20 protein-coding genes are annotated in these 24287 nt (G+C 57.9%); 10 read left to right on the top strand and 10 right to left on the bottom strand.

The features are described 5' to 3' along the window. Positions 1 to 109: 109 nt before the first annotated feature. Together AB5Y85_RS15080 and AB5Y85_RS15075 are read right to left on the bottom strand one after the other, a co-directional pair. Positions 110 to 1663, bottom strand: a complete 1554-nt coding sequence (locus tag AB5Y85_RS15080; protein ID WP_005361477.1) for a PAS domain-containing methyl-accepting chemotaxis protein — start codon at positions 1661 to 1663, stop codon at positions 110 to 112. A gap of 324 nt (positions 1664 to 1987) precedes the next feature. Beyond that, complete coding sequence (locus AB5Y85_RS15075; protein WP_257687987.1) at positions 1988 to 3058, bottom strand: permease; 1071 nt, start codon at positions 3056 to 3058, stop codon at positions 1988 to 1990. 106 nt (positions 3059 to 3164) lie between these two features. Here AB5Y85_RS15075 and AB5Y85_RS15070 point away from each other — a divergent pair, with 106 nt between their 5' ends. Beyond that, positions 3165 to 3491 (top strand): helix-turn-helix transcriptional regulator, encoded by a 327-nt coding sequence (locus AB5Y85_RS15070; RefSeq protein ID WP_005344826.1) that lies wholly within the window; start codon positions 3165 to 3167, stop codon positions 3489 to 3491. A gap of 100 nt (positions 3492 to 3591) precedes the next feature. Here AB5Y85_RS15070 and AB5Y85_RS15065 read toward each other — a convergent pair whose 3' ends face one another. Next, positions 3592 to 4974 (bottom strand): amino acid permease, encoded by a 1383-nt coding sequence (locus AB5Y85_RS15065; protein ID WP_005352966.1) that lies wholly within the window; start codon positions 4972 to 4974, stop codon positions 3592 to 3594. A 347-nt stretch (positions 4975 to 5321) separates the two neighbouring features. On the opposite strand from AB5Y85_RS15065, the gene AB5Y85_RS15060 reads away from it, so the two are divergent. Beyond that, positions 5322 to 5657, top strand: a complete 336-nt coding sequence (locus AB5Y85_RS15060) for a hypothetical protein (RefSeq protein WP_307772339.1) — start codon at positions 5322 to 5324, stop codon at positions 5655 to 5657. Between the two features lie 239 nt (positions 5658 to 5896). On the opposite strand, the gene AB5Y85_RS15055 is transcribed toward AB5Y85_RS15060, so the two are convergent. After that, complete coding sequence (locus AB5Y85_RS15055; protein WP_033136363.1) at positions 5897 to 6709, bottom strand: pyruvate, water dikinase regulatory protein; 813 nt, start codon at positions 6707 to 6709, stop codon at positions 5897 to 5899. A 347-nt stretch (positions 6710 to 7056) separates the two neighbouring features. Between AB5Y85_RS15055 and ppsA the strand changes: the two genes are divergently transcribed. After that, a complete protein-coding gene (gene ppsA, locus AB5Y85_RS15050; RefSeq protein ID WP_257687985.1) occupies positions 7057 to 9429 on the top strand; it encodes a phosphoenolpyruvate synthase in 2373 nt (790 codons plus the stop codon). 69 nt (positions 9430 to 9498) lie between these two features. On the opposite strand, the gene AB5Y85_RS15045 is transcribed toward ppsA, so the two are convergent. Together AB5Y85_RS15045 and AB5Y85_RS15040 are read right to left on the bottom strand one after the other, a co-directional pair. After that, complete coding sequence (locus AB5Y85_RS15045; RefSeq protein ID WP_257687984.1) at positions 9499 to 9957, bottom strand: hypothetical protein; 459 nt, start codon at positions 9955 to 9957, stop codon at positions 9499 to 9501. Positions 9958 to 9975: 18 nt separating this feature from the next. Then, positions 9976 to 11850 carry a S8 family serine peptidase gene (locus tag AB5Y85_RS15040; protein WP_257687983.1) on the bottom strand — a complete coding sequence of 625 codons (1875 nt, stop codon included), beginning with the start codon at positions 11848 to 11850 and terminating at the stop codon, positions 9976 to 9978. Between the two features lie 523 nt (positions 11851 to 12373). On the opposite strand from AB5Y85_RS15040, the gene AB5Y85_RS15035 reads away from it, so the two are divergent. Continuing rightward, a complete protein-coding gene (locus AB5Y85_RS15035; protein ID WP_257687982.1) occupies positions 12374 to 13240 on the top strand; it encodes a MetQ/NlpA family ABC transporter substrate-binding protein in 867 nt (288 codons plus the stop codon). Between the two features lie 85 nt (positions 13241 to 13325). Here the strand turns inward: AB5Y85_RS15035 and AB5Y85_RS15030 are convergent, their stop codons facing one another. Together AB5Y85_RS15030 and AB5Y85_RS15025 are read right to left on the bottom strand one after the other, a co-directional pair. Continuing rightward, the gene (locus AB5Y85_RS15030) at positions 13326 to 15176 is read right to left on the bottom strand and encodes a DUF3413 domain-containing protein (RefSeq protein WP_257687981.1); all 1851 of its coding nucleotides are present in this window, start codon (positions 15174 to 15176) and stop codon (positions 13326 to 13328) included. 47 nt (positions 15177 to 15223) lie between these two features. Then, complete coding sequence (locus tag AB5Y85_RS15025; RefSeq protein ID WP_005333874.1) at positions 15224 to 15451, bottom strand: YejL family protein; 228 nt, start codon at positions 15449 to 15451, stop codon at positions 15224 to 15226. A 73-nt stretch (positions 15452 to 15524) separates the two neighbouring features. On the opposite strand from AB5Y85_RS15025, the gene yejK reads away from it, so the two are divergent. The 5 genes from yejK to AB5Y85_RS15000 all read left to right on the top strand — a co-directional run bounded on the left by yejK (position 15525) and on the right by AB5Y85_RS15000 (position 22000). After that, a complete protein-coding gene (gene yejK / locus AB5Y85_RS15020; RefSeq protein WP_005361452.1) occupies positions 15525 to 16574 on the top strand; it encodes a nucleoid-associated protein YejK in 1050 nt (349 codons plus the stop codon). Between the two features lie 408 nt (positions 16575 to 16982). Continuing rightward, positions 16983 to 18164: a maltose/maltodextrin ABC transporter substrate-binding protein MalE gene (gene malE, locus AB5Y85_RS15015; protein WP_005333871.1), complete on the top strand. Its 1182-nt coding sequence runs from the start codon at positions 16983 to 16985 to the stop codon at positions 18162 to 18164. 75 nt (positions 18165 to 18239) lie between these two features. After that, a complete protein-coding gene (gene malF / locus AB5Y85_RS15010) occupies positions 18240 to 19892 on the top strand; it encodes a maltose ABC transporter permease MalF (RefSeq protein WP_005333870.1) in 1653 nt (550 codons plus the stop codon). Positions 19893 to 19904: 12 nt separating this feature from the next. Further along, on the top strand, positions 19905 to 20795 hold the full coding sequence (malG, locus tag AB5Y85_RS15005; protein WP_005333868.1) for a maltose ABC transporter permease MalG: 891 nt from the start codon (positions 19905 to 19907) through the stop codon (positions 20793 to 20795). A gap of 68 nt (positions 20796 to 20863) precedes the next feature. Then, a complete protein-coding gene (locus tag AB5Y85_RS15000) occupies positions 20864 to 22000 on the top strand; it encodes an ABC transporter ATP-binding protein (protein ID WP_005333867.1) in 1137 nt (378 codons plus the stop codon). A gap of 112 nt (positions 22001 to 22112) precedes the next feature. On the opposite strand, the gene ppk2 is transcribed toward AB5Y85_RS15000, so the two are convergent. After that, positions 22113 to 22928 carry a polyphosphate kinase 2 gene (gene ppk2 / locus AB5Y85_RS14995; RefSeq protein ID WP_005361444.1) on the bottom strand — a complete coding sequence of 272 codons (816 nt, stop codon included), beginning with the start codon at positions 22926 to 22928 and terminating at the stop codon, positions 22113 to 22115. Between the two features lie 128 nt (positions 22929 to 23056). Here ppk2 and AB5Y85_RS14990 point away from each other — a divergent pair, with 128 nt between their 5' ends. Further along, positions 23057 to 23857 carry an alpha/beta fold hydrolase gene (locus AB5Y85_RS14990; protein ID WP_257687980.1) on the top strand — a complete coding sequence of 267 codons (801 nt, stop codon included), beginning with the start codon at positions 23057 to 23059 and terminating at the stop codon, positions 23855 to 23857. A gap of 111 nt (positions 23858 to 23968) precedes the next feature. Here the strand turns inward: AB5Y85_RS14990 and AB5Y85_RS14985 are convergent. Further along, positions 23969 to 24287 (bottom strand): MipA/OmpV family protein (locus tag AB5Y85_RS14985; RefSeq protein ID WP_368221694.1); only part of this gene is annotated, 319 nt, incomplete at its 5' end.

Below are 24287 nucleotides of genomic sequence, written 5' to 3'. Positions count from 1 at the left end.
GCGTTGAAATACAGAACCCCCGATGCGGCACATAGGGGGTTCTGAGTAGAGAAATGCTAGTTGAAAATGTGTAAACCTATTTCAGGACTAGACAGTCATCTGATTGCTGCTATCCAAACGTCCGGCTTAAGTCCTTGAGCTGGCTCGCTTTGCTCTGCAAATTGGCACTGGTTTCACTCACCTGATCGATTTTGAGACTGTTATCGTGAGAGAGCGAGGATATCTGGTTGATATTGCGACTGATCTCCTCGATGACCGCTTGTTGCTCGGTGGCCGCGGCGGTGATCTGGTTGGAAAAATCAGAGACCTTGTCTATCTCGACCACAACCTGATTCAGGTTGCCGGTGCTTGCCCGGGTGGTGGCGAGGCAGGCGTTGGTTCTGGTCACATTGAGATGCATCATCTCTTTCCATCCCCCCAGGGTTTGCTGGATATGGCCAATGCTGTTCTGGATCTGCTCTGTCGCCTTATGGGTTCTGGTCGATAGGCTGCGAACCTCGTCCGCCACCACTGCAAAGCCGCGCCCCTGATCGCCTGCCCGTGCGGCTTCGATGGAGGCATTGAGCGCCAGCAGGTTGGTTTGATCCGCAATGCCGCGAATTTCGCTCATGATGGTGCCGATCCGCTCGGATTCGCTCGCCAGCTCGACAGCTGACTGGAAGGCTTGCTCCGCCTGGGTGGCAAGCGCCGACATCTCTTCTCCTGCTTCCGAAAGCTGGGTGCTGGTGGTGATGCAGTGGCTGCGGGCCTCTTCAATCTGGCTGTTGCTGTCTTGAATATTGCGGTTGATCTCCTCGGCGGCCGAAGCCATCTGGGTGACGGCGGTGGCAATCTGCTGGATCTGCGTGTCTTGCGAAGAGATATCCTGGCTGGCCAGCGAGGCGGAGCCGCGCAGGTCATTGGCCATGGCATTGAGCGAAGCTGTGGTGTCATCCACCCGGCCGAGTACGGTACGGATCTTTGCTTGCCCGAGCTTGATATGGAAATCGGCAATGCTGTGGGGGGCATCCCCCGAGAAGATAAGGCGGCTGATGCTGTCGTAATCCTGCTCGAGCTGCTGCAAGAATCGCGGTGTGAGGAAGAGAGGGTGGCGATTGAACCAGATGGCTGCCAAGAGAGGAATGATGACCCAGAGCGCCTGCAGCGGTGAGAGCAGCCAGAGCGCGCTGATCACGCTGACGAGCAGCAGAGGTATGGTCATCATGGCTGGTGTGAGTTGACGCAGGCCCATGTGAATGGCAGAGCCGGTTTCACGGGCTTTAAGGGTTTTGTACATCTTGCTGGCACGCGCTTTGTGCTCTGCGGCGGGACGGCAGCGGACGGATTGGTAACCCACCATCTTGCCATCTTCATAAATCGGGGTGACATAGGCATCAACCCAATAATAGCGACCATCTTTGCAGCGATTTTTTACCATGCCTCGCCATGGTTTGCCTGCCTGCAGGTGGGCCCAGAGATCGGCAAACGCTGCCTTGGGCATGTCGGGGTGGCGCACCAGATTGTGATGCTGCCCCAACATCTCTTCCAGGCGATAGCCTGCCACCTGACAAAACGCCGGATTGGCGTAGGTGATGTCCCCTTTGAGGTCGGTCGTCGATACCAACTGGATATCGTCGGCAAATTCAACCTCGGTATCTGTGGTGTGAAGCGAGCTGGTTACCATGATCAGGCTCCGGTTTCGGCGTAACGGAATACTTCGTTTGAGTATGGCAGAGGATGTTCATTTATTGTGTTGTTGCACATTAACTCTTGTGCTACTGCGTGGGGACGGGATGGGTCTCACATTTTTACAGCACAGTTCGGCGAGGGGAGGCAGGCCAAGTCACATGGCCCGGAGAGCAGCAAACCCCTCATCCTTTGGCTGTCTCAAATTGATTGCCGTACGGAATAGACAAACGCCGATCATCCGATCGGCGTTTGTCTAGGGTAAGCCTGATGGTTTCACACTCGGCTGCTTTGGCATTTTGCCTGTTTAAAGATGGGCGACTTAAAACAGCAGTTGCGTCAGGTAGCCCATCAGGATCGCCATGCCAAGGATCACGGTAAGGAAGGCCGCAATCATCGGGGTTCTGAACATGGATTTGAGCAGGATCACCTCGGTCAGGCTGGCACCGGCACTGCCGATGATCAGCGCCATGACGGCGCCCATTCCCATCCCTTTGCCCAGCAGTACCGACGCCAGCGGGATCACGGCCTCGGCACGGATGTAGAGCGGGATCCCGACGATGGCGCTGAAGGGGATGGCCAGCGGGTTGTCGGCGCCGGCATGGGCGGCGATCCACTCGGCCGGAATAAAACCGTAAATAAACGAGCCGATGAGCACCCCCAGCAGCAGGAAGGGCAATACCGCTTTGAACTGCTGCCAGGCATCGATGCGAGCTTTGACCCAGGCGGTGGGGAGCTGTGGCGCTCTGGTCAGGGCAGCCGTGCCATCGCCGCAGCAGGGGAGGGTGGCCTGCTCTGCCATCTCTGGTTGCGGAGCCGGGCAGCACGTTGCCCTGTTGAGGGGTTTGATTGCGCGAATGGCGCCGCGTTGGTTGTCACTGCAATGTGTTTGAGTGTTGGCGCGGGTCGCCAGGCCACAGCCGCTACCGCAAGAGGGGGTGGCCTCTTTGGGCTCGATGACATGGCGCTCGAACCCCAATCTGTCGAGCAGCATGCTCGCCATGACGGAGACGCTGGCGGCGATCACGGCGTAGAGCAGGGTCACTTTCCAGCCAAAGGTGGCCCACATCAAGCCGACGATGATGGGGTTCAGCAGTGGCGAAATAAACAGGAAGGTGAGGGTGGGGCCAAAGCCAGCCTTGGCCGAGAGCAGCCCTCTCAGCATGGGGATGGTGGAGCAGCTGCAAAAGGGGGTGACGGCACCGAGCAGGGCTGAGAGCAGATAGCCCTTGCCATGTCTCGCCCCCAGCATCCGCTGGATCTTCTCGTCGGGGATCTTCTGACGGATCAGGCTGACCCCGGCGCTAATGACCAGAAACAGCACCGACAGCTCGACAGCCAGAAACAGGAACATCTGGGCTGCATCGGTCAGCATGGTTAACCACTCATTCATTGTCGTACCCTCACTTGGTTTCTATATTTCCAAAATAATCGAAATGAATGGCCGGTCAAGATATTTCTGGTATTATCGAAATATCAAATTTGTGGAGGGCGCAGAGATGCAACTGGAAGAGGTCGCCAAGGCATTGAAAGAGCTGGGTCATCCGACCCGGCTGTTTATCTTCAAGCATCTGGTCAAGGCGGGAGAGCAGGGGCTGCCGGTGGGTGAGCTGCAAAAGCAGCTGGCGATCCCCGCTTCCACCCTCAGCCACCATATTGCGGCGCTGGTCTCGGTGGGGCTGGTGAAGCAAAACCGGGAGAGTCGCACCCTGCTTTGCGTCTCTCAATACGCGGTGTTGGAGGAGATCATCGCCTTTTTCCGCGATGAGTGTTGCGTCAACAGCCCGGAGCATCGGCAAGATCAAAGGCAAGAGCTGCCTTCCTGAGGGCTATGGCTGCTAGTAGTGCGGTCAGTTGCGCTGCGCGCAATAAAAAAACGCCGATCATGTGATCGGCGTTTTGCATTGATGTCGCTAGATTCGGGCATTAACCCAGATTGGCTGCGACCTTGCTTTGGGCTTGTCCTTTGCGCTTGATGACAAAGCCAATGCCCAACACCACCAGCCAGGCTGGGATCAGTTCGACCGAGATGCGGAAATCGGGGGTCATATACATGATCACCAGGATGCCAGCCATGAACGCGAGGCAGAGGTAGTTGCCGAAGGGATACCAGAACGCCTTGAACTTGGGCTGGACACCCTCTGCGACCTTGGCCTTGCGGAACTTGAGGTGCGCGAGGCTGATCATCGCCCAGTTGATCACCAGTGCGGAGACCACCAGCGCCATCAGCAGGCCGAACGCCTTGCCCGGCATCAGGTAGTTGATCAGCACGCAGAGCAGGGTGGCGATGGCCGAGACCGAGAGTGCAACCAGCGGCACGCCGCTCTTGTTGGTTTTGAGCAGGGCTTTCGGGCCGTTGCCCTGTTTGGCCAGACCGAACAGCATCCGGCTGTTGCAGTAGACGCAGCTGTTGTAGACCGACAGTGCGGCCGTCAGCACCACGATGTTGAGCACGGTGGCGACCAGATTGCTGTCCAGTGCGTGGAAAATCATCACGAACGGGCTGCCCCCTTCCACCACTTTACCCCAAGGGTAGAGGGACATCAGGATAGCCAGAGCGCCGATGTAGAAGATGAGGATGCGGTAGATCACCTGATTGGTGGCCTTGGGAATGCTCTTCTCGGGGTTGTCCGCTTCGGCGGCGGTAATGCCCACCAGCTCCAGACCGCCAAAGGAGAACATGATCACCGCCATCGCCATCACCAGACCGCTGATGCCGTTGGGGAAGAAACCGCCCTGAGCCCACAGGTTGGTGACGCTTGCCTCGGGTCCGCCGGCACCGGAGAGGAGCAGATAGCCGCCAAAGCCAATCATGCCGATGATGGCGACCACCTTGATGATGGCGAACCAGAACTCCATTTCGCCAAACGCTTTGACGTTGGAGAGGTTGATGGCGTTGATCAGCACGAAGAAGAAGGCTGCCGACATCCAGGTCGGGATCTCGGGCCACCAGTACTGGACATAGATGCCCACCGCGGTCAGCTCGGCCATGCTCACCAGCACGTAGAGCACCCAGTAGTTCCAGCCGGACGCAAAACCGGCAAACTCGCCCCAGTATTTGTAGGCAAAGTGGCTGAATGAACCGGCTACCGGCTCTTCCACCACCATTTCACCGAGCTGGCGCATGATCAGGAAGGCGATAAAGCCGCCGATGGCATAACCCAGCAGGACTGAGGGGCCTGCCATCTTGATGGTTTGGGCAATGCCCAGAAAGAGGCCGGTGCCGATGGCGCCGCCCAAAGCAATCAACTGAATGTGGCGGTTTTTAAGGCCGCGCTTCAGCTCCTCACCGTCTTGTTTCAAATCCATGGGTCTGTCCTTACGTCTCTGTTGTCTCTGGTCGGTGTTGGGCTCATCCTGAGCAGGCCGCAGTGCGTAGCCAAAACCTGACGAAAGCTGTATTTATTTCGTTACACCATGCCATTTTCAATTTTTAGTGTTGGCTGGCAACCGAAGCAGAATAGTGATAATCCGCCATGAATGCACCTGTTTTCCATCTCTAATGGCCGTGTTTTGTACCAAAGGCAGCTTTTTCATGATCTGAAGAGGCTTCTTGGTAGTTTTTGGTTAATGTTTGTGCAATCGAATTCTGTTTGATTGACATTTTGTCTTGTTGGTGTGCTTTTGTGGTGCCAAGCCACAAATGGATGCAAATGATGCCAAACAAGCGAGAGTACAGGGAAGAGTGCAGGGAGTTGGAGTACAGAAAGTGCGAAAGCGTGCTGCAACAAGGGGTTGCCCGGAGTGTGCTGGTGGCGCTCTGGTTAGGGATTGCCGCCAGTCCGCTGTTGTTGCTGGTGGCCGCGATTATGTTGCTGGGTTGGCTGTTACTCGGTGATCAGGAGTTGCTGCACTACTGGCAGCCGCTGTTGCTGGCTGGCGGGGTAACGGGGGCGCTCGTTGGCGGCTGGTTGGCGGAGCGGGTTCGCCTGCGCCACGGTTTGCTGGCCTTCTATGCCCGGTTGATGAACAACCCTGAGCTCAATCGTTAGTGAACGCTGGCTGTTTGCCGAGCGCAGCAGAACGGAATCGAATAGCGGCTAACTGGCAGCGGGTGACAAGGGCACAACGGCAAGGTCGACAAGAAGAGGGATAAGCATTTGTGGTGCTTATCCCTTTTTTATCCACGCTTTTCACTGTCATCGATGTGAATTGCAGTTCGCCACAGCTGACTTTCGCCGCGACACTGTAATTTTTATCTTTTGTTGATGCCGATAGCTGTCAAGCTGGCTTAACAGAGCTGGCGGCGCAGACCGGTCGCTTCGAGGACCTTGGCGCTGATCTCCTCCACCGAGTGGGAGCTGGTATCCAGGAAGCGGATCGCCTCCTGGCGAAACAGTCGCTCCACGCAGGCCAGCTCCTGCTCGCACTGTTCGATGGAGGAGTAGCGGCTGTTGGCACGGCGCTGGTTACGGATCTCGTGCAGCCGCTGCGGCGCTATGGTGAGGCCAAACAGCTTGTGACGGTTGGCCTTGAGGGGGGCGGGCAGCTCCAGCATCCCCATGTCCTGCTCGATAAAGGGGTAGTTGGCGGCGCGAATGCCAAACTGCAGCGCCAGATAGAGGCTGGTGGGGGTCTTGCCGCAGCGGGAGACCCCGATCAGGATGATGTCCGCCTCATCGTACTCTTTGGTGGTGATGCCATCGTCGTTGGCCAGCGCAAAGTTGACCGCCTCGATGCGATCGTCATAGAGCTTGCGGTTCTCCATACCGTGGGTGCGGTGGAGGCGGGGCTCGGCTTTGACCCCCAGCTCCTGCTCCAGCGGGCTGACGAAGGTGTTGAGAAAGTCGTGGCCGCACGCCTCCGATTTCAGTACCTCTTCCCGTACCAGCGGGTCGACAATGGTGTGAAACAGGATGGGGCGTACCCCGGTCTGGCGAAACTGCTCGTCGATCCGCATCCGTACCTGACGCGCCTTCTCCTGTGTCTCCACAAAGGGGATAGTGATCTGCTCGAAGGCCAGCGGAAACTGGCTCAGTACCGCGTGGCCGAACACTTCGGCGGTGATGGCGGTGCCGTCTGAAACATAAAATACGGTGTGCACGTAGGGCTCCTGTGATACCGCGGGTAGGGTCGCATGGGGTAAGGGGTGAGAAGTATCTCCCGAAACCATACCAGTTTTGTCAACCGGTCTGCTGTACCCAAGTTGTGAAGTGGCTTGCAAACCTGAATCGTTATCTTTTTGTGTCGCCATTGTAGAATGTTCCGGTCATTCGACCATCCCCAACGCTTGCTCGGGGATTTTTTTGAAAACCAATAGAAAACGTTTTCATGGTCGTTGGCAACAAAAGAAACAGACAATAACGCACCTGACTTACCCATAACCTCATCGATTAAATCGGGCGCACGAGGTGCTATGGCATCGGTGCCCACCAACCTGGAGACATCCAAGTGCAACAGTACGTGCTCTGGTACGAACAACTCGGAATGCAGGACGTAGAACGAGTTGGCGGCAAGAACGCATCCCTTGGCGAGATGATCAGCAACCTCTCTGGCGCCGGCGTATCCGTGCCGGGGGGCTTTGCCACCACCGCCTTTGCGTTTAACGAGTTTCTGGAGTCAAGCGGCCTCAACGGCAAGATCCACCATCTGCTCGACAATCTGGACGTGGACGATATCGCCGCCCTCAACCGGGCCGGTCAGCAGATCCGCGACTGGGTGATCGAAGCCCCGTTCCAGCCCGAGCTGGAGCAGGCTATCCGGGTTGCCTATGAAAAGTTGAGTGCCGGTGTCGAGGCCTCGTTTGCGGTGCGCTCCTCCGCCACCGCCGAGGATATGCCGGACGCCTCCTTTGCCGGTCAGCAGGAGACCTTCCTCAACGTACGTGGCATCGATGCCGTCATGACGGCGGTCAAGCATGTGTTCGCTTCCCTGTTCAACGATCGCGCCATCTCCTATCGGGTGCATCAGGGCTACGACCACAAGGGTGTTGCCCTCTCGGCCGGGGTGCAGCGGATGGTGCGCTCGGATCTCGCCGCCTCCGGCGTCATGTTCACCCTGGATACCGAGTCCGGTTTCAACGACGTGGTCTTTATCACCGGCGCCCATGGTCTTGGCGAGATGGTGGTGCAGGGCGAGGTCAACCCGGACGAGTTCTATGTGCACAAGCCGACCCTCAAGGGGGGGCGCCCGGCGGTGGTGCGCAAGACCCTCGGCTCCAAGCTTATCAAGATGACCTACTCGGACGATGCCGGTCACGGCCGTCAGGTGAAGATTGTCGACACCAACGAAGCCGAGCGTAGCCGCTTCTGCATCACCGATGAGGAGGTGATGGCGCTGGCGAAACAGGCCCTCATCATCGAGCAGCACTATGGCCGCCCGATGGATATCGAGTGGGCCAAGGATGGTCAGGATGGCCAACTCTATATCGTGCAGGCGCGCCCGGAAACCGTGCGCAGCCGCCAGGAGGCTAACACCCTCGAGCGTTTTGCCCTCAAGCAAGCGGGCAAGGTGTTGATCGAGGGGCGGGCCATCGGCCACAAGATTGGCGCGGGTCCGGCGCGGGTCATCTCCTCCATCAGCCAGATGGACGAAGTGCAGCCCGGCGATGTGCTGGTCACCGACATGACCGACCCGGACTGGGAGCCCATCATGAAGCGGGCCTCCGCCATCGTCACCAACCGGGGTGGCCGCACCTGTCACGCCGCCATTATCGCCCGCGAGCTGGGCATTCCGGCAGTGGTGGGCTGTGGCAACGCTACCGATCATATTCAGCCGGGCCAGCGGATCACCGTCTCCTGCGCGGAAGGGGATACCGGTTTTATCTATGACGGCGAGCTGGACTTCGACGTGGCGGTGACCGAGGTGGGCAATATGCCGCGCCTGCCCATCAAGATCATGATGAACGTCGGCAACCCGGACCGCGCTTTCGACTTTGCCCAGTTGCCCAATGCCGGGGTAGGGCTGGCGCGCCTTGAATTCATCATCAACCGGATGATCGGCGTGCACCCCAAGGCCTTGCTGGAGTTTGACCAGCAAACCCCAGAGCTGCAGGCCACCATCGGCAAGATGATTGCCGGTTACGACAGCCCGCGGGAGTTCTATGTGGCCAAGCTGACCGAGGGGATCGCCACTCTGGGGGCCGCCTTCTGGCCGGAGCGGGTGATCGTGCGGATGTCGGACTTCAAGTCCAACGAGTACGCCAATCTGGTGGGAGGTCGTGGCTACGAGCCCCACGAGGAGAACCCGATGATCGGTTTTCGTGGTGCGTCCCGCTACATTGCCGACAGCTTCCGCCCCTGTTTTGCCCTCGAGTGCGAGGCGATCAAGCGGGTGCGCGATGTGATGGGGTTGACCAACGTCGAGGTGATGATCCCCTTCGTGCGCACCGTGGGCGAGGCGGAGCAGGTGATCGACATCCTGGCCGAGAACGGTCTGCGCCGCGGCGAGCGGGGGCTCAAGGTGATCATGATGTGCGAGATCCCGAGCAACGCCCTCTTGGCAGACAAGTTCCTCGAGCACGTGGACGGCTTCTCCATCGGCTCCAATGACATGACCCAGCTCACCCTTGGGCTGGATCGGGACTCGGGGCTGATTGCCCACCTGTTCGACGAGCGCAACGAGGCGGTCAAGGCGCTGCTGGCAATGGCCATTGCTGCCGCCCGCAAGGCGGGCAAGTACGTGGGGATCTGCGGTCAGGGGCCATCCGATCATCCGGACTTTGCCGCCTGGCTGGTGGAGCAGGGGATCGATTCGGTGTCGCTCAACCCCGATACCGTGGTCGATACCTGGCTCTATCTAGCGGAGCAGCATGGCGCCAAGTAAGCCACTATCAAAATAAGCAGCACAGAAAGGGGGCCATTATGGCCCCCTTTGTTATTTGTCTGTCGCGACCTATTTCGGCTGCTGTTCGGCCCCCGACAGCTCGATCTGTACTTTCACCCCTTCGCTCTTGAGCTTGGTGGCGATGGCATTGAGATCGGTGCCCGGTTTGGCCTCCAGCAGGGCGATACCACCACTGCTCTGTTTGAAGTTCAGGCCGTGGCGAGTCGCCAGCGCCTTGGCGCTGGCATCGTCAGCTTCCACCAGCAGGGTACCGCTGACGGTGAGCTCGGGGCTGGCCGCCCCTTGCATCAACACGTCGCCGCGACGCAGGCTTTGCTGCGGCACTTTGTCATCCAGACTACGGGCTACCCGCTTCTTGCTGCCGTTGTCAGGAATGAGGTAGGTCTGGCCGTTCACCTCTATGGTGCTGTACTGCTTGCCATCCATGGTGATGGACTCCTGGGCGCAGAGCTGTCCCGAGAGGGGGGCCAGCAGGGTTGCCAGAAGCAAGGTAACAGGTTTGTTCATGGTAATACTCCTAGCGTGTTAGCTGCGGTTGGCATCGTGACCCAGGACCCGCAGGGACCATGAGATCAGTTTGCCCGGTTGACGGTTGTTGCGCTCGGTCAGGGTGGTGCGCTCACGGGTCTCGCGATTGAGCAGAGAGACCTGACGGGTACCGTTGGCAACGTCGGTTACCTCCAGTCGCCATGTGCCTTGCGCCGATTCGCCGTAGAACTTGTTGGATAGCATCCGCATGTCGCGCAATCCCTTGGTTCGCACAAAGCCCAGCTGCTGCTGGTCGAGAGATTGGCCGACCAGGCTGTTAAAGGGGCTCAGCAGGATGCTGCGGGTGCCGGCGGGGGAGACCAGTTCGATCAGAAGATCGGGCAGACGCTGGTGATCCAGGCTCACCATCACCTGAACCGCTTCTACCGTCAACGGTGTGGCAATGCGTGTTGTCGAGCTGGTCGGGCTGTTGCCCACATCCGCAATGGCGGCGGCACTGCCGCTGACATTGATCTTCTGCCATGGCAGCTGTACCAGCGGGGGCAGTGGCTGGTGATTGGCTGCCAGCTCAAGGGCCTTGTTGACGTCGATCAGACCGAAACCGTAAGTCGGGCTGAACCACATGCCGGCGGCATTGCGCTCCCACCCTTCCAGCCCTTTCACATCACGCACCTTGCCGGTGCTGCTGGTGTAGCTGACCATCACAGGTTTCTGTGTGGCATCGACCCGGGTTGCGCTGCGCGCCAGCAGATCCCGCAGGTCACGTACCGACAGATCCGGGTAGGCGGACATCAGCAGCGCCATGGCGCCGGAGGTGCTGGGGGTGGCGGAGGAGGTGCCGTTCATCACGCCGTTGTAGTCGCAGCTGGCATCCAGTTGCGGATTGCCGTGCAGCCGGTTGGTGCTGGGATCGTCGGTGCGGTTGTAACCCATATCGCAGCCGGGCAGATCCGTGGTCACCATCGCCGGAGCGTCGGTACCGTACTCACCGCCGGTCGCGCTCAGGAAGATGTTGCTGCCGACACTGGAGTAGGAGGATCTGACGCCATCGGCGTTGAGCGCGCTTACCACCAGGTTCCAGAAGTTGCTGTTGGAGGGATCGAGGTTGCTGTTTTCAAACGGCAATTTGGGACCATTGCCGGTGCGGTTAAGCACATAGCCGCCCGCCGCTATCTTGTTGAAGCCGTTGCCGGCGGCCTTGATATAGGCCGCGCCCTGCGCCTTGAGGGTCTGCTGTTCAAACAGGCGATCAAGCTGGGATTGATCCAGAGAGTTGGCTGAGCGGGGATCCACCACACTCATGCCGTAGCTCTGGTTGAACACCCGGTTGTCGCGGCTGGCATCGCTGTCGCCAAGGGCGTAGAGCCAATCTTTCTGCAACTGCTGGCTGTTGTCATCCAGCAGGTTGAACCCCTGCAACTGGGCTCGCGGGGCTATCCCCTTGGTACCGATGGCGTTGTCTACCGCCGCAATAATGCCGGAGACCGAGGTGCCGTGGGCCGTATCCGGAGCGGTCGGGGTCGGGTCATCGCTGCCGGTCACCACGTTTTTCGAACCCGGACGCACGTTGTCCGCCAGATCCGGGTGGGCGATGGCCAGACCATCATCCACCACGGCCACATTGACTCCCTGGCCCAGCACACCGGTGCGATGAGCCCACCAGAGGTTGAGATCATTGCCCGCTATACCGCCACGGGCGCTGAACCCATCCTGGCCGCTGTTGAGCAGATACCACTGCTGATCCTGCAGGGGATTGGTACCTGGCAGGCAGCGCTCGCTGCTGCTGCGTCCGATATCCATGCCGCTCTCCTTGCCGGTGAGCGGCGCACAACCTTCATTTGCCTGAACGAGCGCACTGGGCAGGGTCGACAGCAGTGCTGTGATCGCCAGTGCTAACGATGTTTGCTTCATTATTTTTTTAACTCCATCTTGGATCGCACTCATCCTGAGTGCGACGGAAATCTATACACGGGTGACAGGGGTTCAAAAAGAGCCATTTTCAAAAAACGTAATGAGGTTCAAAGAAATCCGATTCAGTTTGTGGTAGGTATTCCAATGACACTGGCTATGTGTTCTATTGAGAATGGTTCTCACTGCTCGCTACTGATCTTTTTATCTGTAATTTACTCCTCTCGCGACTCTCCTTCGCCGCAGCCATCTCGATTCGGGGCAATCCCGAGGGGAGCTCGTGCGCTCTTGAACGTGAGCGGCATGGTTGTGTGTGCCAACGTGAGAGCCGCTATGCATTCGGGGATGACAGCAAGGGTGATGAGGTGGAACCAGCAGTTTATTGCTTGGCGGCGGTGGATGGCTCTGTTATGGTAATTGAAATAGCCGTTTGGATGGCTAGATTGCTGCAGTTTGAGGGGCTTAATCTCTGAGAGCCACCCCGCCGCAGTCCCATAGCTTGATGCGTACCTGACAGGGAGTCCCTATGCCGTTTCGTTCCTTCTTATCTTCTCCTTTGACTGCTTCCTTGCGCGCCACTGCTGGCGCCAGCACCTTTATTGCCGCGATAGCGGTCGGGAGCCTCTCTTTTTCCACGGTTGCCGCCGATGCGTCCTTGCCGACCAAACAGGAGATTGTGATTGGTACCACGGTGGGGGATTTTGCCGACATGGTGACCGATTCCATCAAGCCGCAGCTGGAGGCCAAGGGGTACAAGGTCAAGCTGGTGGAGTTCACCGACTATGTGACCCCCAATATTGCTCTGGCTGACGGATCACTGGATGTGAACTGCTTCCAGCACAAACCTTATCTGGAGAGTTTTGCCAAAGATCGAGGCTTGTCGCTGGCGCCCATTACCCAGGTGCCAACCGGTCCGATGGGACTCTATTCCGGCAAGCTGGCGGCACTCGACAAGGTGCAAGAGGGGAGCACGGTGGCCATCCCCAACGATCCCACCAATCAGGCGCGGGCGCTGTTGATGCTGCAGGATCTTGGTTGGCTCACTCTCAAGGAGGGGATAAACCCGCTCAAGGTGAGCGAGTTTGATGTGGTGAACAATCCGCACAATCTCAAGCTGGTGTTGCTGGAGGCGGCGCAACTGCCCCGCTCGCGCGAGGATGTGGACTTCTCGGTGATCAACGGTAATTTTGCCGCCTCCAGCGGAATCCCGTTCAGTGAAGGACTGTTTCTGGAGCGCAGCTACGATTTTATCAACTGGGTGGTGGTGAAAAGCGCAGATGCGGATCAACCTTTTGCCAAAGATGTGGCGGCAGCCTACAACTCGACGGCTTTCAAGGCCTATGCCGCCAAGCGTTTTGTCGGCTACAAGTACCCGCAAGGGTGGGGTGGCTAACTGTCGTGAACGTGGCCCGGCTATACAACGAAAAACGCCCCGAATTTGGGGCGTTTTTTATGGTATCAAGCCATCAACGGGCGCTTCACTGGTTGCGATAGAAGCGGTTCAGCTCGTTCATCACCTGGATCATGGCGCCCATATCCGGGGTGCCGTGCTTGATCGGGCGATAGCTGTTGCGTTCCAGCAGTTCGAAGTCACCCTGCTTGTTGAAGTGGGTGATGGTGTCCCCTTCATAGATGGCGAAGTCGTTCTGATCCCCGGCCAGCAGCCAGTTGCGAGGGCTGGTATCAAACAGCGAGCGGCCAACGCTGTAATCGCGCGCCGGATTGCGCACGCCCAGCATCCCCTGCATCAGGGTCGGCGCCAGATCGAAATGGCTGCTCGGTTGTTCCCGAACGTCACTGCCGCGCCCCGGCCAGGCCAGTACCAGCGGTACCTGCACCTGATAGGGTGAGTAGTTGCTGCCTGCGCCCCAGCTGTTGCTGCGGGTGTCGTTGAACTCCTGACCGTGGTTGGAGGTGATGACGACGATGGTGTTGCTGTCCATCCCCTGCGACTGCAATTTGGTCAGCATCTGCTCAAGCAACTGGTCGGTATAGAAGACCGAGTTCTTGTAGCGGTTCTCCAGTTTTTGCAGGTTCTCCGCCCGATAGGCGGTCGCCGGATTGAAGTTGGCAAGCTCCGGTTGGAATGGCCCCTTCATGGTGGCGGGTAACTGGTAGTCGCCTGGGCTCGAGAGATAGACCAGCGAGAACCAGGGACGCTCGGGAGAGCGCTTCTCCAGCCACTGTTGCCAGTCGGTCAGCAGCTTGCCATCGTCACTCTGCTCTGAGACAAACACCTGTTTGCGCAGACCGGCGAGGATGCTCTTGCGATACTTCTGGGCATCTTCCATCGCGCCGAACAGCCCGAACTGGTAATCCTGGCGCAGCATCTCGTCGAACAGCACCGGCGGACGCTTGTCGCTGCTGATGTCCTTGTAGTAGTGACCGGGCAACCCGTAGAAGAGGCTGAACATGCCCATCAGGTCGTCGTTGCCGCCACTCAAGTGATTGCGGAACGTCAGATGCTGATCCGCATAGCGCTGCAGATTGGGCATGTTGATGTTGTTGAGCATGTCAAAACGCAATGAGTCGACCACCACAATCAGCAGATTGTTGTGAGTCAGGGGGGCGTTGACGTTGAACGGGCGCAGCGGATAGTGCATCCGGCTGTCGCTGTTATCCCCCTGGGAAGCAGCCTGCTTCTCGTACTGATCCAGATCCAGCCAGCCATGTTTGGCCAGGAAGGAGCGGGCCGTCATGGGGTAGGAGAGGGGGAAGTTGGCTCTCTGCATGGTGATGGGCTGATAGAGGGTCGCATCCGCCCAGCTGTTGACCACGTGGGTCAGAATAAAGCAGATCAGCAGGGCCAGCCCCACCTGATTGCCGTACTGGCGGCGCTTGCGCTTGTTGATCTTGCGCCAGACATAGGCCGACAGCAGCAGTTGCAGCAGGAAGATGGTAGGCACGGCAACGAAGATGATGCTCCAGATTGAGCCCTCTTCGGTTTGCGCCTGATCCAGCAGCAACTGCCATACCTGACTGTTGAGGTGGAACTTGAACAGCCGGAATACCTGGGTGTCGATCAGCAGCAGCACCAGCGCCAGGGTAGCGATGATGGCCGAGATGAACCGCAACGACTTCTCCTTGGGCAGCACGAAGCTGAGCGGGAAGATCGTCAACAGGTAGGTGACAAAACTCAAAAACGAGAAGTGGCCAATCCAGCTTACAACGAGATAGATCACGCCAAGCGTGGTCGATGGCCAGCTGATGGCACCCAGATAACGGGTGGCGATGAGCATGGCCAGAATAATGTTGAAGAAGGAGAACCAATGCCCCCAGGTGATCAGGCGAGAGACATTATCACGATAGGGGTTACCGGTTTCGACCATAGTGATCCATCTGCGTTGAGAAACGTCAAATCAACAGAGTCGGGGACTCAGTGTGCGTCGTGGCGATTATCGACCGATGCGGTCAGGGCCTGGACAAACTTTTCAGTGATGGCCTGGCGCTGGGCCGGTGCCATACCGTTGATGATATTGGTGGTCAGATTGCCAAGCACCATAAGGCTGAGATCCACCGGCGCTTTATGCTTTTCCAGCGCGGTGATCAGGTCGTTCATCAGGGCGTCAAATTGCTCGTTATTGTACTTTGATACGATAGGCATAATCTTCAGTTCATCTCGGTTCAAAGCGCCTTATAATACTTCACCCTTTCGGCTAACACTATGGCTTTGTGACATGAGTCTCGATATCGACAAGATCATTCTTCACTCCTTGCGCCAGGGCGGCGATGGTCAACCCCACGCCGATACCCGCAGCCAGACCCTGCCCCCTGATGAGGCGGTACAGGGACTGATGGCGGAACTGCATCGGATCTACAACGGCAAGGGCGGCAAGGGCTTTGGCTTCTTTGCTGACCCCGAGGCCGCCGTCGCCGAGCTGGCCGACGGCATCGATGCTCCCAAGCAGCCTTCACCCGCATTTCGTATCGCCCTCGAACAGCTGCTCGACGAGCAGACCGAATTCGTCCCCTTCTCGGTCACCGTGACCCAGATGCTGGTCAAGCAGCTGGTGGAGCACGCCCTCGATGAGCAGGGGGTGCTGCTGTTTGCCAAATATAACTACGTCGGGGTCGATTATCTGCTGATTGCTCTGCTGGAGGGCAAGGAGAGCGTCACCGTCAGCGAAGCGCTGGAATTACGCCATATCCAGTATCTGGATATCGGCAAACTCAATCTGGTGGCCCGTATTGATTTGACCGAATGGAAAACCCAACCGGATTCGCGCCGCTATATCACCTTCAGCAAGGGGCGCATTGGTCGCAAACTGGGCGACTTCTTTATGGATCTGCTGGGTGCCCGCGAGGGCATGGATGCCAAGGTACAAAATAAAGGCTTGCTGCAGGCGGTCGAAGATTATTGCGACAGTCGTCAGCTCGAGCCGACCGAGCGCAATGACTATAAAAAGCAGGTCTTCAAATATTGCACCGAACAGGCGAGTGCCGGTGAAGAGATCGAAATCAAGGAGTTGTCTGCAGAATTGCCCGGCGACGGTGACCTCGATTTTTACAGCTTTATCGGTCAGGAGTATGAGCTGGAAGAGCGCTTCCCGGCGGATCGCTCTACTCTGCGTGGTTTGACCAAGTTTGTCGGCTCCGGTGGCGGTCTGACTCTGAGCTTTGAGCAGAAGCTGTTGAACAGCCGGATCTTTTACGATCCCCAGACCGACACCCTGACCATCAAGGGTGTGCCGCCCAATCTCAAGGATCAGCTGCTGCGCCAGTCGTAGTCATGCTCCCGAGTGTGATCAACTCGTCATTTCTGGCAAAAAGAGACTCCGCCCCGGCGGGGTCTCTTTTTTTATCGCGCCCGGGCAGACCTCGAAACTGGCGCGGTACTTTGTTAACAAATCAAACAAAATAAACCACCTGAAAGGGTTTTCATTGAGGTGAAAACCCTTTCATTCATGAAATTTTATTTCATTTTGGTAATTATTATTCTGTGGTTGTCTGGAATTAAGCCGATAAATGGCCGTAATTCCCTGAAATAAGAAAATGTTTTCAAAACTTTCTGGAAGGAAATACGTAATTGCATTTCAAAAATGCGAGTTGCGTCATGTGAGCCGTTTGCCGCTTGGGATAATATTCATCTCGCACACAATGCTCTTACAGCGCGGAACTAATACAAGGAAAGGCTCATGAAAAAGAAATTGCTGTCATCCCTGATCGGTCTGGCCACTCTTGGCGTCGCTTGCTCTGCTACTGCTGCCATCGATGAAGGCCAGCTGACCATCTGGATCAACGGTGACAAGGGATACAACGGTCTGGCTGAAGTGGGTAAGAAGTTTGAAGCAGAAACCGGCATCAAGGTTACTGTTGCTCACCCGGATCAGGTTGAAGTGAAATTCCAGCAAGCCGCCGCCACTGGCAACGGCCCGGACATCTTCTTCTGGGCTCACGACCGTTACGGTGAGTGGGTCAAAGCCGGTTTGCTGGTTCCGGTAACGCCGAACGCTGCCACCAAAGGCAAATTTGAACAGCTGGCATGGGATGCCATGACTGTTGATGGCAAAACCTATGGCTACCCGGTTGCCATGGAAGCAGTCAGCCTGATTTATAACAAGGACCTGCTGCCCGAGCCGCCGAAAACCTTCGAAGAGATCGCCAAGATTGACGAGACTCTGAAGAAAAACGGCAAGCGCGCCATCATGTGGGCTTATGACACCCCGTACTTCAGCTATCCGCTGGTGGCTGCCAACGGTGGTTACGCCTTCAAGAAAACCGCTACCGGTTATGACGTCAAAGATACCGGCGTGAACAACGCAGGTGCCAAGATGGGCGTGGGCTACATCTCCGAGATGATCAAGTCCGGTCACCTGGAAAAAGGCATCGACTACGGTGTGATGGACGCCAAGTTCAACAAGGGCGAAGTGGCCATGATGATCAACGGTCCCTGGGCCTGGAGCAACCTGGACAAGAGCGGCATCAAGTACGGCGTAGCGCCGCTGCCGACCCTGAACGGCAAGCCGGCCAAAGCCTTCGTTGGCGTACTGGGTGCCACCATCAACGCCGCCAGCCCGAACAAGGATCTGGCTATCGAGTTCCTGGAAAACTACCTGCTGACCGATGCCGGTCTGGCGCCGGTTAACGCCGACAAGCCGCTGGGTGCCGTTGCGCTGAAATCCTTCCAGAAGACCCTGGAATCCGATCCGCACATCAAGGCCACCATGCTGAACGCCCAGGCTGGCGAGCCGATGCCATCCGTTCCCGAGATGAGCCGTTTCTGGTCTTCCTTCGAAACTGCCCTCAAGAACGTGACCTCCGGTCGTCAGGGTGTTGACGAAGCTCTGGATACTGCTGCCAAGCGTATCGTTCAGTAAGCATGCACTACCCGGGAGGCCGTCATGGCCTCCCACTCTCTCAAATCTCTCTTGGCGTTATAAAGGTTAATTGGCATGGAAGTAGTACCTTCTGTTGAGTCCTATGCCGGTCCGAAGGATAAGCACACCTGGCTTAAGTGGACCATAGCGGCCCTGGTTGCCATCCTCAACGGCTACGCAGCCGTGATGATGTACGCCAGTGGCGAGTGGGTATTCGCGCTGCTGGATCTGGTGGTGGTTTCCGTCGGTCTGTATGTCTTCATGAACAAGAAGACCTATGCCCATCGCTACATCTTTCCGGGTGTTGCGGGCATGGTTGTGTTTATCATCTTCCCTCTTGCCTACACCATTGGCATTGCCTTCACCAACTATTCGGGGTCCAACTTGCTCTCCGTGGAGCAGGCGCGGGACTACCACCTGAAGAAAACCTACAAGGTGGCGGGCGGTGAATTCGATTTTACCCTGCTGGGTGGCGACAACGGCCAGTTCCAGCTGCTGCTGACACAGGATGATCAATCCTTTATCAGCCAACCTGTTTCCCTGATGACCAACAAGGCCCGTGAGCTGGCGTCCCGCGAGGGCCGTGTGCAGAACACCCAGCAAGTGGTCGAGCTGCAGCCCTTCACTGGCGAAGCGGCCAGCAAGGCCGCACCGATCCGCGCCATTGTTGAGCATCGTACTCACCTGAGTGACCTTGATCTGGTACTGCCGGATGGCGGTACCCACCTGACCCTGAGCAGCCTGCGCAAGTTTGCCGCCCAGAAGCAGCACTACACCCGTCTGATGGATGGTGCCGTGCTCAAGTCCGGCGTAGTGATCAAAGACAGCAACCTGCTGCGTGATACCCAGAATGGCGAGCTGATGCTGCCTAATGGTGAGACCGGCTTCTATCAGTACATCGACGAACAGGGTCAGTTTGTCGGCAAGGGTATTGCTCCGGGCTTTGTGGTGAGCGTCGGTTGGAAGAACTTCGCGCGCATCGTCACCGATCCGGGCATCCAGTCACCCTTCCTGCAGATCTTCATCTGGACCGTGATCTTCTCAACCTGCTCCGTCGCTTTCACCCTGGCTATCGGCATGGTGCTGGCCTGTCTGGTGCAGTGGGAAGAGCTCAAGGGGCGCGGTTTCTATCGGGTCATGTTGATCCTGCCCTATGCGATCCCGGCGTTTATCTCCATCCTGGTGTTCAAGGGGTTGTTCAACCAGAACTTCGGTGAGATCAACATGTTCCTGGAAGCGGCGTTTGGCATCAAGCCGGACTGGTATACCAACCCCTTCCTGGCCAAGGTGATGATCCTGATTGTCAACACCTGGCTCGGCTACCCCTACATGATGATCCTCTGCATGGGCCTGCTCAAAGCCATTCCGGAAGATCTCTATGAAGCGTCCGCCATGGATGGTGCCGGTCCGGTACAGAACTTCTTCAAGATCACCGTGCCGCTGCTGATGAAGCCGCTGACACCGCTGTTGATTGCCTCGTTCGCTTTCAACTTCAACAACTTCGTGCTTATCCAGTTGTTGACCAACGGTGCGCCCGACATCATCGGCGCCAGCACCCCGGCGGGTACCACCGACTTGCTGGTGAGTTATACCTACCGGATTGCGTTCCAGGGATCGGGTGGTCAGGACTACGGTCTGGCCAGTGCCATCGCCACAGCTATCTTCCTCATCGTAGGTGCGCTGGCGCTGCTCAACCTGAAATTGTCCAAAGCCGACAAGCAGCTGTAAGGAGGCTTCAACATGGCAATCGTACAACCCAAATCAGTCAAATACCGGGTGTGGGCAACCCACCTGGTCATGTGGGGCTTCCTGGCGCTGATCATCTTCCCGTTGATCATGGTTATCGCCATCTCGTTCCGTAACGGTAACTTCGCGGTAGGGGAGATCATCCCCTCCAATCCGACGCTGGATCACTGGAAGCTGGCGCTGGGCATGTCCATCACCAACGCCGACGGCAGCATCACGCCGCCGCCGTTCCCGGTGCTTACCTGGTTGTGGAACTCCATCAAGATCGCCGGCATCACAGCCCTGATGATCGTGACGCTCTCCACCACTTGTGCTTACGCCTTTGCCCGCCTGCGTTTTCGTGGCAAGTCCACCATCCTGCAGGGCATGCTGATTTTCCAGATGTTCCCGGCGGTGTTGGCGCTGGTAGCCATCTACGCGCTCTTTAACAAGATTGGTGACTACATTCCCTGGCTGGGTCTCAACACCCACGGAGGTCTGATCCTGGCGTACATGGGGGGGATTGCCCTCCACGTCTGGACCATCAAGGGCTACTTCGAGACCATCGACTCCTCCCTGGAGGAGGCGGCGGCCATCGACGGGGCGACCCCGTGGCAGGCATTCCGTCTGATCCTGTTGCCTCTGTCGGTGCCCATCCTGGCGGTAGTGTTTATTCTGGCCTTTATCGGTTCCATTACCGAGGTGCCCATGGCCTCCATCCTGCTGCAGGATGTGAACAATCTGACCCTGGCGGTCGGGGCCCAGCAGTACCTCTATCCGCAGAACTATCTGTGGGGTGATTTTGCGGCGGCCGCAGTGCTCTCCGGTTTCCCCATCACTGTGGTCTTCCTGTTGGCACAGCGCTGGTTGGTTGGCGGTCTGACTGCTGGTGGTGTGAAAGGTTAAGTTTATGGCCGGGGGAGCTGACTCCCCCCGCTATCACGATTTGCAAAGATTCAAGAGCGGAGCTCGTCATGGCTGAAGTAGTACTCAACAACGTTCGCAAAAATTACGATCCGGCTGTTCACAAGGACACCCTGCGCAACATCAACCTCTCCATCAAGGAGGGCGAATTCATTGTCTTCGTCGGCCCGTCCGGCTGTGGCAAATCCACCCTGCTGCGGATGATCGCGGGTCTGGAAGACATCACCAGCGGTGAGCTGACCATCGGCGGTCGCTACATGAACGACGTACCGCCGGTAGAGCGCAACGTCGGCATGGTGTTCCAGTCCTACGCCCTTTATCCGCACATGAACATCTACGAGAACATGGCCTTTGGTCTGAAGCTCAAGAAGATGGACAAGGAGAACATCCACAAGCGGGTGATGCGCGCCGCCGAGATCCTGGGTCTTGAGCCGCTGCTGGACAGAAAGCCCAAGGCGCTCTCCGGTGGTCAGCGTCAGCGTGTCGCCATCGGTCGCTCCATCGTGCAGCAGCCGCAGGTGTTCCTGTTTGACGAACCGCTCTCCAACCTGGATGCCGCGCTGCGGGTCAAGATGCGGATCGAGATCGCCAAGCTGCACAAAGAGCTTAACTCCACCATCATCTACGTGACTCACGATCAGGTGGAAGCGATGACCCTGGCCGACAAGATTGTGGTGCTGAGCCCGCTCAAGGCCGAAGCTGCCACCAACCTGGAACAGTTCGGTTCACCGCTGGATCTCTACCACAACCCGGACAACAAGTTCGTGGCGGGCTTTATCGGCTCTCCCAAGATGAACTTCCTGGCGGGCGAGTTGCTGGAGATTGGCGAGCAGGAGTGCCTGGTCAAGTTGACCTCTGGCGATACCGTGCGTGCCCGGGTCGATGCCCGCAGTGGCGCTGTGGGTGACAAGGTGGAGCTGGGTATTCGCCCCGAGCATCTGATGCCGCTGGATCACCCCCATGCGCACAGCAAGGTGAGCGGGATCGTGCAGGTGGCCGAGCACCTGGGTGCCGAGTCCTTCGTTTATATGGATGTGGATGGTCACGACTTTACCGTCAAGGCCACCTCGGATGTGGATGTGGCGACCGGTCAGACCTACAGCGTGGGTATCCCGGCCGAAGCCTGCTACCTGTTCGATGCCAAGGAGCAGGCGTTCCCCCGTACCGCCAAATATATCCGTACCTGATTTTTTGTTGTGCCGGTTTTCCTTTCTTAATAATCAATGCCTTTTTGCCGGTCGTCAGACCGGCTTTTTATTGCCTGCGATTTGAACATGCAGATAGGCAAGGTAACCCGGTTCAAGCCTCGAGTTCGGCGGTAATATCGGGCACAAAGGTCTGGCTGGCCAGCGGCGGGCGCTCATACCCTTCGGTCTTGATGGGGGGAAGCTTGATAGGCTCGTAGTGGATCGCCTCGTAGGGCACCTTGCTCAGCAGATGGGCGATGCAGTTGAGGCGAGCACGGCGCTTGTCGTCCGCCTCCACCACGAACCAGGGGCAATCCTCGGTGTCGGTGTAGGTGAACATGTCATCCTTGGCGCGGGAGTATTCGACCCAGCGCGAGCGGGATTGCAAATCCATCGGGCTGAACTTCCAGCGCTTGATGGGGGTGTTGATCCGCTCCTTGAAGCGCTTCTCCTGCTCCTCATCGCTGACCGAGAACCAGTATTTGATCAAGGTGATGCCGGAGCGGATCAGCATCCGCTCAAACTCGGGGCAGGCGCGCAGAAACTCGCGATACTCGGCATCGCTGCAAAATCCCATCACCCGCTCGACTCCGGCCCGGTTGTACCAGGAGCGGTCAAACAGCACCATTTCGCCAGCGGCGGGCAGGTGGGCCACATAACGCTGAAAGTACCACTGGGAGCGCTCCCGATCGGAGGGGGCGGGCAGCGCCGTGACCCGGCAGACCCGGGGGTTGAGCGGTTCGGTAATCGCCTTGATGACGCCCCCTTTACCGGCGGCGTCCCGTCCTTCGAACAGTACCACTACCTTTAACCCCTCCTGCTTGACCCACTCCTGCAGCTTGACCAGCTCCTCCTGCAGATGGGCAAGGTGGTGCTCGTAGCACTTCTTGTCCAGACGTGGCCGCTTCTTGCTCTTCTCCTTCGCCATGGGCTTCTCCTTTTGGCATCCTTTCATGGGTGACTTCTTTGAGTCATTGCCAGCTTGCACCAGGGAGGCGTCACCTGCCAAGGGGGACGTGATACACTGCCCGCCCATCGCTGGCAACAGGAGATAACATGAAGCATTTTATGGAGATAGCGGGCCGCCGGATGGCCTATCTGGATGAAGGACAAGGGCCGGTACTGCTGTTTGGTCACAGCTATCTGTGGGACAGCGCCATGTGGGCGCCGCAAATCGAGGCGCTCAAGGGCAGCTATCGCTGCATCGTTCCCGAGCTGTGGGGCCACGGTGATTCCGACCTGCTCCCCGAAGGTGGCTGCACCCTGGCGATGCTGGCGCGGGATCACCTGGCGCTGCTCGATGCCCTCGGCATTGAGGAGTTCGTGTTGGTGGGCCTCTCCATCGGCGGCATGTGGGGTGTGGAGCTGGCGCGCATGGTTCCAAACCGCCTCAAGGGTCTGGTGCTGATGGACAGTTTTGTCGGCCTGGAACCGCAGATCACCTGCGAGCGCTACCTCGGCATGCTGGCGATGATCGAGCAGCTCGGCACCGTGCCGGCGCCCATCATCGAACAGGTGGCGCCTATCTTCTTTGCGAACCAGCCCGATGCCGACTTGCTGGCCGATTTCAAGGCGCGTCTGGCCGCCTGGCCAAACGAGAAGATTGCCGCCATGGTGGCGGTGGGCCGCAGCTTTGTGACCCGCGAAGATCGTATCGAGTGGCTGGAGGAGATCACCACTCCCGCACTGGTGATGACCGGCTGCGAGGACAAGGCCCGTCCGGTGCTGGAGGGCTATCTGATGGCTGAGGTGCTGGGTTGCCCGTTCAGGGAGATCCCGATGGCTGGCCACATCTCGTCGCTGGAAAATCCGGCCTTCGTCAATCAGCAGCTGATCGATTTTCTGGCGGCGCTGTAAGCCTGAATGGGCAGCTTGAGCAGGCTGTACGACCAGCCTGATGGTCGTGAAAAAGGGAGCCGAGGGCTCCCTTTTGTTTGGTCGTGTCTCACGGTTCAAGACTCATAACTGTTACCAGATATAGCCCAGCGCAAAACCCGCATAGAGCTCGCCATCGTGCTGGACGATGGGGCTGTTTTTGATGTCCCGATCATACCATTCGTAGTTCATGGCAAACATGCCAATCCAGTTGGGGCTGAAGCGGTAACTGGTGATGAGGGCCGCCATCGGGGATAGGGTGGTACCGGTATCCCAGGCGGGCCGCAGGGCGGTTGCCTCGCTCTCGGAGATGCCGCCGAAGTAGTAGTTGGCCATCTTGTCGCTGCGCAGCATCAGCCCCATCCCCGGCATGATCAGCAGGTTGTCACGCAGGATGGGGAAATCGGCCCAC

The organism is Aeromonas sp. R3-1 (assembly GCF_040908345.1).
GTDB lineage: Bacteria > Pseudomonadota > Gammaproteobacteria > Enterobacterales > Aeromonadaceae > Aeromonas > Aeromonas veronii.
The sequence above is the reverse complement of the archived record's forward strand: the minus strand, read 5'-3'. Positions and strand labels throughout refer to the sequence as shown.